Origin of the sequence: Rhizobium sp. YTU87027, from assembly GCF_050644135.1 — a bacterium.
In the GTDB taxonomy this organism is placed as follows: Bacteria; Pseudomonadota; Alphaproteobacteria; order Rhizobiales; family Rhizobiaceae; genus Rhizobium.
The window spans coordinates 3,069,610-3,082,053 of the sequence record NZ_CP098440.1 but is presented as its reverse complement, the minus strand read 5'-3'; the positions used below and the strand labels follow the sequence as shown (position 1 = coordinate 3,082,053).

General features: G+C 61.4%; 7 protein-coding genes. 1 reads left to right on the top strand and 6 read right to left on the bottom strand.

The features are described from left to right. Positions 1-27: 27 nt before the first annotated feature. From NBG89_RS15275 to rocF, 4 genes are all read right to left on the bottom strand, one after another. Positions 28-504 carry a chemotaxis protein CheW gene (locus tag NBG89_RS15275; protein ID WP_007796914.1) on the bottom strand — a complete coding sequence of 159 codons (477 nt, stop codon included), beginning with the start codon at positions 502-504 and terminating at the stop codon, positions 28-30. A gap of 150 nt (positions 505-654) precedes the next feature. Next, positions 655-1,440: a glycerophosphodiester phosphodiesterase gene (locus NBG89_RS15270; protein WP_431320638.1), complete on the bottom strand. Its 786-nt coding sequence runs from the start codon at positions 1,438-1,440 to the stop codon at positions 655-657. Between the two features lie 94 nt (positions 1,441-1,534). Beyond that, a complete protein-coding gene (rocD, locus tag NBG89_RS15265) occupies positions 1,535-2,734 on the bottom strand; it encodes an ornithine--oxo-acid transaminase (protein ID WP_431320637.1) in 1,200 nt (399 codons plus the stop codon). Between the two features lie 10 nt (positions 2,735-2,744). Further along, a complete protein-coding gene (gene rocF / locus NBG89_RS15260) occupies positions 2,745-3,680 on the bottom strand; it encodes an arginase (protein ID WP_431320636.1) in 936 nt (311 codons plus the stop codon). A gap of 129 nt (positions 3,681-3,809) precedes the next feature. Here rocF and NBG89_RS15255 point away from each other — a divergent pair, with 129 nt between their 5' ends. Then, on the top strand, positions 3,810-4,238 hold the full coding sequence (locus NBG89_RS15255) for an Lrp/AsnC family transcriptional regulator (protein ID WP_062374223.1): 429 nt from the start codon (positions 3,810-3,812) through the stop codon (positions 4,236-4,238). Here NBG89_RS15255 and NBG89_RS15250 read toward each other — a convergent pair. Together NBG89_RS15250 and NBG89_RS15245 are read right to left on the bottom strand one after the other, a co-directional pair. Then, complete coding sequence (locus NBG89_RS15250; protein WP_431322707.1) at positions 4,235-10,345, bottom strand: translocation/assembly module TamB domain-containing protein; 6,111 nt, start codon at positions 10,343-10,345, stop codon at positions 4,235-4,237. The two genes, NBG89_RS15255 and NBG89_RS15250, sit on opposite strands and share 4 nt — an antisense overlap. Positions 10,346-10,413: 68 nt before the next feature. Beyond that, on the bottom strand, positions 10,414-12,345 hold the full coding sequence (locus tag NBG89_RS15245; RefSeq protein ID WP_431320635.1) for an autotransporter assembly complex protein TamA: 1,932 nt from the start codon (positions 12,343-12,345) through the stop codon (positions 10,414-10,416). Positions 12,346-12,444 lie beyond the last annotated feature (99 nt).

The following is a 12,444-nucleotide window of genomic DNA, read 5'->3' as shown; positions in this document are numbered from 1 at the left end:
TTCTCTCATTTGGATAAGGGGCCTACATTAGGCGGCGAGATCGTCTGTCTCGCTTTCCTTGAACATCTTGGCGAGGTTGAGGAAGCAGATCATGCCGTTCTCCGAGGCAATGATGCCCTCGCAGAAAGCCCGATCGAAGGAAGCCGTGACTTCAGGAACGGGCTGAACCTGGCTGGAGGAGATCGTGAGGATGTCCGAGACGCGATCGACCAGCATGCCGATGACCATGTTATGGACTTCGGCCACGACGATGGCGCTGCGCTCATTGGCGACCGTGCTCTTCATGCCGAGCTTGAAGGCGAGGTCGATGATCGGGATGACCGAGCCGCGCAGGTTCATGACGCCGATGACGTCGGCCGGCGCATGCGGGATCGGCGTTGACGGCGCCCAGCCGCGAATTTCGCGGATTGTCGTCGTCTTCACGCAAAATTCCTGATCGTGCAGTCTGAAGGCAATGATCTCGAGCGTATCGCCGCTGAAGTTCGTGGAATTGATTGTAGCCATAAGTATTGTCCCAACCGTCAAAAGCCAGGGCAGAAGCAACCGCGCCACCATTGGCGCGGATGGACTTTGCCTTCAAACCGCGCGTGCTACTCCTGAGAAGTAGTATCGATACGGTTACTCCGGACCTTAACGGAAGAGTGTTGCCCAAATCTAAATTGAGGCAGCTGATTTTTGGTCAGGTGGAAACGGTAGGCACCGCGTGATCATTCGTGGATCGTCAAGGAGAATTGCGTCCGGTTTGATGGCGAGGATGCGCTCAAGGCCGTGCTGATCGACCTGGCCCACCGGAAAAGGCGGATATTCCGGCAGTGCGATCGAACGAGGTTGCCCAACCATGACAGCAACGCGCATCCCGGCCTCACGAACGGCGTCAGATAGTGCCGGTGTCGCCGACGCCTGCCACAATCTGAACCAGTCGGCTCCGGCTGCGCGCGCCGCATCAGCAAACGCAGGATCCGCGAGAAAGGCCAGGATTGCGATGTCGTTCGACAGACGGCGGGTGCTGTCGATCAATGCAATACTGCGCAGTCCAATGAGCGTGCGCCGCGTTGCATCATGCTGCGCAACGTCGGTAATGATTTGCGCAATCTGGTCCTCGTGGCTCAGTTTGATGTCCAACAGGATGCCCAAAGGGCTAGAGGCTTCCAAAGCCTCCCCAAGGGTCATTACGCTTGGCAGCAGGCTGCGCAGTGTCGCAAGATCGAGGTCCGACACGGCCCGTGGATCGTTGCTGAGTCGATGGAGGTCCGGATCGTGGACGCAAACGGGGACGCCATCCCGCGTCAACCGGACGTCAGTTTCTATGGCGTCAGCTCCAGCCGCCATGGCAGCCTTGAAGGCAGAGATGCTGTTTTCTGCGGCCAGCGCTGCACCCCCACGATGGGCTATCGCAAGCGGGCCGCGGTCCGGCGCGCGTTTCCATGGGTCAATGGCCATATGTTCCCCTGCAGCGAGCTCGAGTCATTCGATCGGGCTCACCTTAGGTTTCAAATGGCCGCTGCACCACTTGTCTTTTCGCGGCGCTCCGGCGCTAGGCGAGCGTCTTTTCGATCTGCTCCACTGCCCAGTCGACCTGGCTCTTGGTGATAACAAGCGGCGGGGCGAGGCGGATCGTGTTCTCGTGCGTGTCCTTGGCAAGCAGGCCGCGATCCTTGAGCGTGTAGCAATACTGGCGAGCGCCGCCGGCTTCCGGTACAAGCTCGACCGCCATCATCAGTCCGCGACCGCGCACGTCCTTGACGATGTTGGAGCGAATGGAGCGCAGTCCTTCCAGGAAGTAGTCGCCCATCTTTTCGGCGTTTTCGATCATGCCTTCTTCGGTCAGAACCTTAAGCGCGGCGCGCGCCACAGCGCAGGCAAGTGGGTTGCCGCCAAAGGTCGAGCCGTGCTGCCCGGGCTTTAGGACACCGAGCACTTCGGAATTGGAAAGCACCGCCGAGACCGGATAGAAGCCGCCGGAGAGGGCCTTGCCGATCAGCGTCACGTCGGCCTCGATCCCCTCGTGCTCTTCCGCCAGCAGCTTGCCGGTGCGGCCGAGGCCGGTCTGGATTTCGTCGAGGATCAACGTCACCTTGTTTTCGGTGCAGAGTTCGCGCACGCGCTTGAAGTAGCCGGGTTGTGGGATGATGACACCCGCCTCGCCCTGGATCGGCTCGATCAGCGCAGCGACGGTGTTCTCGTTGATGGCGGCGGCGAATGCGGCGGCGTCGCCGAATGGAACCGTGCGGAAGCCGGGCGTATAGGGACCGAAGCCGGTGCGCGCATCGGGGTCCGTCGAGAAGCTGATGATGCTTAGCGTGCGGCCATGGAAGTTGTCTGCGCAGACGATGATCTCGGCCTTGCCTTCAGGCACGCCCTTGACCTCGTAGCCCCACTTGCGCACTGCCTTGATGGCGGTTTCGACGGCTTCGGCGCCGGAGTTCATCGGCAGGATCTTGTGCGAGCCGGTCAAGGCCGCGAGTTCTTCATAGAGATGCGCGAGTTGGTCGTTGCGGAAGGCGCGTGAGGTCAGCGTCAGCTTGCCGGCCTGCTCGACCATGGCGGCCAGGATCTTCGGATGGCAATGTCCCTGATTCACAGCCGAATAGGCCGATAGGCAGTCGAGATACCGCTTGCCGTCGGTATCCCAGACGTAGACGCCTTCGCCTCGTGTGAGGACGACATCGAGCGGCTTGTAATTGTGGGCGCCGAGGCGCTGTTCGGTATCGATCAGGTGCTTGGAATTGCTCATGTCGGTCTCCTCAGGCGGCGCGGGTTGGACGGTCGAAGATGCGGCGGCCAAAGAGGCTTGCGGTCAGCTCCACCAGAATCCGGGCGCTCTTGCCGCGGTCGTCGAGGAAGGGGTTGAGTTCGACGAGGTCGAGCGAGGAGACGAGGCCGCTATCGCAGAGCATTTCCATGATGAGATGCGCTTCACGGAAGGTCGCGCCGCCGGGAACCGTCGTGCCGACGCCGGGTGCGATCTCCGGATCGAGGAAATCAACGTCGAGGCTTACATGCAGCAGGCCGTTTGCATCGGACACAACGCCAAGGATCTGGCGGATCGCCGCAGCGACACCTTGTTCGTCAAGCCAGCGCATGTCGAAGACGTTGACCCCATGCTCCTTGATGAGTTCCCGTTCAGACGCATCGACCGAACGGATGCCGACCTGGAAGACGTTGCGCGGATCAACAAACGGGCGATCCTTCGGCAGGATCTCGGCAAGTTCGGCCTGGCCGCAGAAATAGGCCACTGGCATGCCGTGAATGTTGCCGGAGGGAGAGGAATCAGGCGTGTTGAAGTCGGAGTGGGCGTCAAGCCAGAGGACGAAGAGCGGCCGGCCCTGTTGGGCGGCGTAGCGCGCCATTCCGGACACGGTGCCCATTGAGAGGCTATGATCGCCACCAAGGATCAGCGGAAAGCGTCCGGCCGCCGCGGCCTCGTAGACACCGGCTTCGAGCGCACGCGTGAATGCGCCGACGACACGCAGGTTGTGGGCTTTCGGATGGTTCGGCAGATCACGTGCAGGAACGACATGCACGTCGCCGGCATCGACCACGTCATGGCCAAGATCGATCAGCGTCTGATCGACGCCTGCGATGCGAAGTGCCGCTGGACCCATGCCGGCGCCTCGGCGTCCGGAACCTTCTTCCAGCGGTGCTCCAATAAGCGTAACCGATCTTGCTTGTGGCTGCATGCGTTCTCTCCAACTCGTGTTTTCCGAAGGCATATTGAGATATCGGCGCGGCGACAAATAGATGAAAAAGTGCCGATAATGCGCTATGATTGATCAGTTTGATAAGTGCATTTTGACAAAGTGACGGCCATGGACGATCTCGATCAAGAACTTCTCAGCGCTTTGCGACATAATGCGCGCACCCCGGTTTCATCGCTGGCGGCAATGACCGGTGCGTCGCGTGCGACGGTCGCGGCGCGCATCGACCGGCTGGTTGCCAACGGCACTATTACCGCGTTCACGGTCCGCACGGGCCATGAAACCCGCGCGGCGGGCGTGCGCGCGATCGTCATGATCGAAGTGCTCGGCAAGCTCGCGGACAAGGTCGCCGATCAGCTTCGCGGTCTGCCGCAGGTGCGTGCGCTGCACAGCACCAACGGGAAATGGGATTTCATTGCCGAACTCGAGGACCGCGATCTCGTCTCCTTCGACGAAACGCTGCGCCGGATCCGGCTGATCAATGGCATCAATACCACGGAAACCAACATCCTGCTGAAGACCAGCAAGACCAGCTTCTAATACTCGTGCTCGTAGACGACGCCGGCTTCCCCTTCGCCGTCGCCGCCCGCGCCTGCGCGCAGCTTCACACCCCGACCGACGTCGAAATTGATGATCGCCTTGGCACCGCCCTTGCCGGTGGTCTGCTGCAGTTCGAAATAGGTCCGGTCGTTGAGATAGCGGCCGACGCTGACGCTGGTGCGGCCCTTTGCATCGGTACTGACGTCAAAATCGTCGACGCCAAGCTGGTTGCGCAGGCCCTGGAACAGCGATCCTGAACGACCGCCGGCCAACTGGGCGACAGCATCGGCGAGCTGGGCGATCTGAACCGGAGACAGTCGCGACATCGACTGCCCGAAGATCAGCTGCGCCAGAACCTCGTCCTGTGGCAAGGCTGGCGACGAAGAGAAGGTGATCGAGGGATCGGTTGCCAGCCCGGTTACATCGACCGTCAGCGTTGTAGAGCCGGAGGTCGAGCTCGCTTCCATGTCAAGCGCAGGGGTGAGATCGCCGGCAAAGCTGATGCGACTTCTGTTGGTAAAATCGAGGCGCCGGTTCAGGATCGTCAGGCGACCGCGCCGCATGGTGAAGCCGCCCGAAACGATCGGCTCTGCCGCTGTTCCCCTGATCGTGACGCTGCCGCCGAGTTCGGCATCGATGCCCCGGCCACGAACGAAGATCTGTGAGGGAGCGTCCAGCTGAAGATCGAGATTGATGGTGTTGGATTTTGTGCGCGCGCCCTGTTGCATCTCGTCACGCAACTGCGCGAGAACCGCTTTCGGGGCGTTTACGTGCCTGATGTCGATTTCGCGCAACGACGTCGGCAGCCTCTCGGGAACCGTGATCGAGGCTTTCTCAAGTCGCAGCCTGCCATTCAGGGTGGGGTTGGCGAGCAGCGGACCGCGAAGACCGAGCGTGCCGTCAACGGTTGCCACCACGAGTGTTCCGTCGACATAGACGGCCCTGTCGAGCTTGACGTCGATGTTGGCAGGGAAGTTGGAGGCTGGCTGTATCCCGATGCTGCCGGACACCGAGACGCTGCCACCGCTGGCAAGCTGACCTGCAAGCCGCGAGATCACCGCCTCATTGCCGTTGAACCGGATATCCGCAGTCAGATTGTTGATCGCAAGGTTGCGGCGGACATCGACGAACCTTGCGCCGCTCGTCGTCACAGTGCCGTTTATGGCCGGAGCGGCGGCAGTTCCGCTGATCTGCAGATTGAGATTTGCCGTGCCGTCGGCAACGAATCCCTGGGCTGCAAGCTGCGTGCTGAGCACGGCGAATGGTAGATTGCCGGAAAAGCGCATATCGAGCGCACGATTGCCGGAAACGGTAACACTGCCGCCGCCCCGCAGGGAGAGGCCGCTGTCGCCGGTCAGATTCGTATCAATCGTCAGCCGGTCGTCTTTCAGCCTTCCGCTTGCAGCGATACTCAGGGGCGAAAGTCCGGCGCTTCTGGTCTGGCTGGTGGCAGCGCCCCTCCAATCGAGGTCGAAGTCCACAGCCGGCAAAGGCAGCTTGCCTGATGCCTTGACCGAGCCCGAAATGTTGCCTTCGGCGGCCAGTCCCGGAACGAACGCGTTGGCAAGGCCGGCCGGCAGGTTGGAAATGTTTGCATCCACCGCGAGCGATTGGGCATTCTGTCCAGCGATGGCGAAGTTGCCGCCGGCCTTCATGGACACGCCGTTGCCGCTCAAATTCGTTGTGAAGTCGAGCCTGCCGTCCGCAAGCTTTCCGTTGGCGCTCGCCGAGAGTGGCCGGATGCCGGATGCCCTTGTCTGCGTGGTCGCAGCGTCCTTCCAATCCAGCTTGAAATCGATGATCGGATTGGCCGGCGTCCCCGACGTTTTCGCCGTTCCTGATATTGTTCCTTCGGCGCCGAGGTTCGGGACGAAGCCATTGGCGAGGCTTGCAGGCAGATCCGCGATGTCGGCGTCGACCGAGAGGCCCTGGACGCTGGCGCCTTGGAGGTTTGCCGTTCCCTTTGCCTTTAGCAGGGTATTGCGACTGCTGTTCAACGTGGCGTCAAAGGAGATCTTGTTGTCGGCGAGGTTGCCGGCCGCGTTCAGCTGGAGACCAGAAAGGCCGGCAGCCCTCGTCTGACGGGTCCCGGCGTTGTTCCAGTCGAGCTTGAAGTCGACGGCAGGAATGGGGAGCGAGCCGGAGGCGGTCGCCGTGCCGGAGATCGTTCCTTCAGCCCCGAGATCAGGCATGAAGTTGTTCGCCAGCGCGGCGGGAAGGTTGCTTAGCGTCGCATCCGCCTGCAGGCCCTTCACGACCGTTCCCTCAACCGTAACCTTGCCCTTCGCCTTCAGAGCAGAGCCGCCATCGCCGTCGAGATATGTCTCGAAATCGAGGGTGTTGTTGGCGAAAGTGCCCTTGGCACCGAGCGCAAGGGCGGAGAGGCGTGCCGCCTTGGTCTGGGTGGTCGCGAGATCCTTCCAGCTGAGGTCGAAATTTGCCGTTGGCTGTTGCAACGTTCCGGAGGCGGACGCCGTGCCGGAGATCGTGCCGCTGGCGCCGAGGTTCGGAACAAAGGCGTTTGCGAGGCCTGCGGGAACGTTGCGTATCGTCGCGTCCGCTGTCAGGTTCTCGATTTTTGTTCCCGCCAGCGAAACGTTGCCGGAGGCGCTCAATGCCACGCCGCCATTCGCCGTCAGCTCGCTCTGCACGGTCAATTTTTCATCCGCGAAGTTGCCTTTTGCCGTCAGGCTGATGCCGGCTAGGCGGGCTGCCTTCGTGTGGCTCGTCGCGGCGTCCTTCCAGGCGAGATCGAAGGTCGCTGTCGGTGTCGGCAACTTGCCAGAGGCCGACGCAGTACCTGATATCATACCCTCCGCAGCAAGATTCGGGACAAAGCCGTTGGCGAGAGCGGCTGGAATGTTGGCGAGGTGCCCATCGACTTTCAGCGTCTGTGCGTCGGCGCCGGCGACGACGAAATTGCCATTCGCCTGTATAGACATGCCGCCGCTTGCGCGCGCATCGGCGTCGAAGTTGAGTATATTGTCCTTGAGGTTACCACTCGCCGTCAGCCCAAGCGCTGAGAGCTTGGCACTTCTGGTCTGGCTCGTTGCGGCGTTCTTCCAATTCAGCTTGAAGTCGAGCGCAGGGGCGGGCAGCTTTCCGGCTACCGTGACGGTGCCGGAGATCGAACCTTCGGCGGCAAGCGCGGGAACAAATGCATTCGCCAATCCGGCCGGTATGTTGACGATATCGGCATCGACCTTCAGCGACTGCGCATTCGGGCCGCCCGTCACGACATTGCCGCCCGCTTTCAGCGATACGCCACCTTTGCCCGCGAGGTTCGTTTCAAAATTGAGCGTGTTGTCGGCAAATGTCCCGTTTGCACCGATCGCCAGTGGCGAAAGACCGGCGCCCTTTGTCTGGCTGGTGGCCGCATCCTTCCAATCCAGATCAAAGTTGACAACCGGCGCTGCCGGCGTGCCAGTCACGGTAACCTTGCCCGAGATCGTGCCTGCGGCATCGAGTTTCGGGACGAAGCTATTGGCAAGGCTTGCGGGCAGATCCCGTATGTCAGCCTTGATATCGAGAGTTTCGCCGACCGTACCGCTGACGTGAACCGAGCCGTCGCCGGTCTTCAGCTCCATGGCGCTCAGCGTCACGGTGCCACCACTGATCGAAACCTCCGACGGTGCTGCAAGCTCTACCGGAATGTTGCGGGGTTTCGCCAAGAAGCGGTCGAGGCGAAGTAGCGTCGTGCCGGCGTTCACCTCGACGCTGCCGGATGCGACTAGCGGATTGGCGTCATAGGTGGCGCCGAGATCGAAGTTGGTCCGGTTCTGCTGCTGCGTGAAATTGAGCGCCAGGCTTTCCGCCTTGTTAGGCCCGGAGGAAAGCTCTTGCGCCGTGATTGTGCCCGTCGCGGCAAAGGCCTTGAGGTCGGTAACCGCGACGTTGATATCAGGTCCGACGACGGCAAACGTATCGCGCTTCAGGCCGCTGCCGGACGCGACAACGTTGAGGGCGATCTTACCGTTGTCGTTGGCGATATCGACCGATCCCTTCAGGTCACCATCCGCCTTCTGTCCGCCCAGTGCCGCGAGAAGACCGATATCAGGAAAGTCAAACGTCGCCTGTCCGGTCGGCGCGAAAGCAGGAGATAGTTCGATATGGCCCGTCAGGCGATTGTTGCCGACGTCGGCGGCGATCGACGGAAGTTGCACTTTCCCGTCCACCACTTGAACAGCCGTGGCGATATTGATTGGCTGCTCGTCGATCGTGCCCTTGGCGGTGATGTCAGCCTGTGGCGCCTTCGGGTCCGCGCTTCCGGAAACGTTGATGTCAAGCTGCTTGACCTGCCGGCCTGCCATCATAAGTGACGGCCCTTTAATATTGGCTGCCACTGCGAGTGCGGAGATATTGCCGTTTGCGCTCAGCTGATAATTCAATTCGCCCGCTGCGCCTTGCAGCAGGGTCTGAATATCTGGAACGCGGCCTGAGAGATTGGCATCGAGCATGTCTTCGTCGAGCACGACCCCGCCGGTGGCCTCGAGAGCGTTCGACTTGATGGAAAGGTTCGAGATGTTGAACTTGGAGGGAACCGTTGCCGCGACCTGGCCCTCAATCACGATCGGTGCGTTGAAACGCATGGCGACGGCAGGCGGCAGAGCCGCCGGCTGGACGGTCAGCTTGACGTTACCGGTCATCGAGCTGGCGCTCAATTTGTAGGAACCGTTGAGGCTTGCGTTAGCAGCTGCGCTTTCGATCGTCGCGCCATTGAAGCCAAGCGCATCGGCCGAGATTTGCAGCGGCAGCGTTATCGTGACTGGGGCTTGAATTGCCCGGTTGATGTCGGGATTGACGAATGAGGTGTCACCGGCGGCGAGAGTAATCTGAACACTTCCCGAGCGACCGGCGAGATTGAAGTTGTCGCTCTTTGCTGTGAGCTTCACATTGCCCATCGTTGCCTGCGGCAAGGCCGCGGAATCGAGGGAAGCGCTCGCATTCAGGCGCGAGGCCTTGGCGTCGCCGGTCAATGAAAGATTGATCCCGGAGATTAGGAAACGCGCTTCACCGTCTGCGAGCGGCCAACGGAAATCGACCGGTCCCGACGTTCCCAGAAGATTGGCGTTCAGGCTGTTGTTGCCCCTTGGATCCAGAGTGCCGGATGCGGCGATGACAACGGCGCCGGTTGCGAGGTTGCCGGTTTGGATGTCGATCTTGCCTCTGTTGTCGAAGTTCGCGGCGACATCGATGTTCGTCTGCCCGGCAAAGAGTGGCCGGAAGGCGGCCGGAAGCAGAGAGCTGAGGTCGCCGCCACCCTTGAGGTCGAGGTGGTGCAGGTTCTCAGGCGTCAGCGTATGGTGCGCTCCGATCGAGGCGCGCTGCTGTCCGTCCAGCGCGGCCTGGAGTTGGCCTCGCCAATCCGAGATCGGTCCGTCTCCCGTAAGCCCGATTTCCAGGGCAGGGTTGCCAGGCAGTGCCAGCAGGCCCGCAAGCAGGCCACCCTTCGGTTCGGTCAGCTTTGCCTTCAGTCGCAACTGATTGCGATCCGGCATGAAGGCGACATCGGCGATCAGCTTTGCATCCGGAACATCGTGACGATGGACGTTGATCGATGCGTTCGCACCTTCGTTGTCGGCGCGCACGCTGCCGTCCGCTGCGAGCGAGAAGGCTCGCCCGATCAGAGATTGGGCCAGGTTGATTTCGGGCAACGCAATTTTGTCGATGTCGATCTTGATCGGCAGCGAAAAACCGCTGTCGCCTTCGCCTGCCGCGGCTGGACGCGACGGGAGCGTCCGGACGGGTTGCCGCAGGATATGGATGGCGGAAGCGTCGACACTTCTGGCGTGGAATCTGCCGGTCAGCAGCGCCAGGGGGTTCCAGTCTATGGCAAGCCCGTCGATCTGCGCGAAGACGCCCTTCGTGTCGGAGAGCACGATCCGGCTCGCGCGCAGTCCGCCGGTCAGCAGCCCCTCCGGGTCCTGAACCTTGATGGTCATATCCCGGTTTGAGAGGCTTGAGGCGACCCTGTCGGTGACGATGCGCGCCCCAAAGGATGTGAAGCCGAAGACACCGATGGCGATGGCAAGCAGGACCAGGGCGGCACCAGCGGAGTAGCCGAGCAGCCGCACGATCCAGTTCAAGATTTTCGCCAGTGTCTGCATGGTCGCGGACATTACTCCGTTTCTATGACGGCTCAAGGCGAACGAAGTGCCACGAGCCGCGAGTGCGTTTAGAACGACTGGCCGATGCCGGCATAGATGCCGTAATCCGTGCCACCCTCGTACTTGTTGAGCGGTACCGCGAAATCAAGGCGCAGCGGACCAAACGGCGTCGCGTAGCGAATGCCGATGCCCGCACCGGCCCGAACGTCGGAAAAATCAGGCGCAATGTCGGCCGAAACCGTCCCAACGTCGATGAAGGGCACGATGCCGATCGTATCGGTGATCTTCACCCGCGTCTCGAACGAGGCCGTGACATAGGAGGCGCCACCGGTCTCTTCGTTGTCGGCGTTTCGCGGCGAGATTTCCTGGTAGCCGTAGCCGCGCACCGAGCCACCGCCGCCGGCAAAGAAGCGACGTGTGGCGGGAATGTTCTGGAGGTCGTCTGCCCCCAGAAGAAAGCCCGCGGAGAGCTTGCCGGCGAGAACGATACGGTCTTCCGCCCCGAGGCCATGATAACCCGAGATCGAGCCCTCGAATCCGGAGAAGAAAGTCCCGTTATAAGCCTCGTAGCTTGGCGTTGCCTTCAGTGTCGCCCGATAGCCTTCGGTCGGGTCGAACTTGTTATCGCGGGCGTCGCGCTCGTACAGGAAGGGCAGCGAGAAGGTCAGGTAGCTGTTGTTGCCGAAGGCATCGTCGTCGCGTTCCCAGCTCACCTCGCCGGAGCCAGTGATCGTATCCAGATCGGATAACTCATAGGAGAGCCCGAGAGAGGCAGTGACGAGCTTTGCCGTGTAGGCGTCGGGATTCTCGGTCTTGGCCAGGATACTGGCCCGTAGGGTCGCGGCCGGAGAGAATGCGCCGGGCTTGGTGAAGCCGATGCCGGCTGAGTAGTCGAGATCGCCAATGTTGGTCGTTTCGCCCAGTCGGCCTACGGACCCTTCGATGCGGAGCGATTCGGCTTCTCCAAAGAGATTGCGATGGCCCCAGTAGCCGTTGATGCCGAAGCCGTCCGTTGTCGAATATTGAGCGCCGACGCCGAGGTAGCGCTGTTTGCCTTCCGACACCTCGATGGTCATCGGCAATGTCCCGTCCGGCGCTAAAGCGTCTGCCTCATGAATCGTGACGCTGGAGAACACCCCCAATGCGCGCAGTCGGTCCCCGGCCTTTTTCAACGCCTCGGGTGAGTACTGTTCGCCCCTGTTCAGCCGCGAATAGCGCTGGATGAAGCCAGGGCGAACGGCCTTCTCGCCGGTGACGCCGACATCGCCAATTGGCGCGACCGGGCCGCCCTCGGCGGCGAGAACGACATCGACGGTATCCGTCCTGTGGTCGGCTATGACTTTGCGGGTCGTCAGCTTCGCCAGCGGTCGGCCTTCGCTTTTCAGCTGTTCGACGATCCTGTCCCCGGCCTTGATGATCGTCAGTGAACCGGCTGTGTCGCCGGGAACAAGATCGTAGTCTGCCGGGTTGCGGCCGGCAGCGTCGCCGCCGAACTGCACTTCGCGAACCTTGAAGACCGGACCTGCAGCGACGTTGATTGTCACCGGAACCGGGCGCGAGCGATTGAAGGTCGGATTGGGCGGAAGGGCGTCTATATCGCGGCCGTCGACCCTGATCGTCACCACGCCGCCGTAGCGAGCCTTCTCGAAGAGGGTGGCGAGCAGCCGTTCACGGTCGTCCCTGGCCTTGATCACGACGCCGAGGTCGCCTGAGACGGGCCGGTCCTTGTCGCCCACTAGACGGGAACTGTTTTCCAGCGCTTCCTTGAGATCGGGATCGTTCGCGTCGGTCGTCAGCGTGACGTCGTAGAGAACCGGATCAGGCACTTGATCGCTAGCCGAGTCGTCATCCTTGCCCCATAAAGTGATGCCGAAAAGTTTGAAGGCGAAAGCGTCCGAGACGACAGCCGGCGAAAACGCGAACGCAGCCGCGACGACCAACATGGTGCCTACGCGCCGATACGCTATACCCGGTTTCGGTGCCGTCCCTCTAATTTGCATCCGCCGCTTTTGGTTACACTAGAATTAAGCTTCGCGCCCCCCGGCCGGCGGCAACCTTAGCGGCAAAATTCCTCGACGTGTACCGTTTTGAATCGCTTA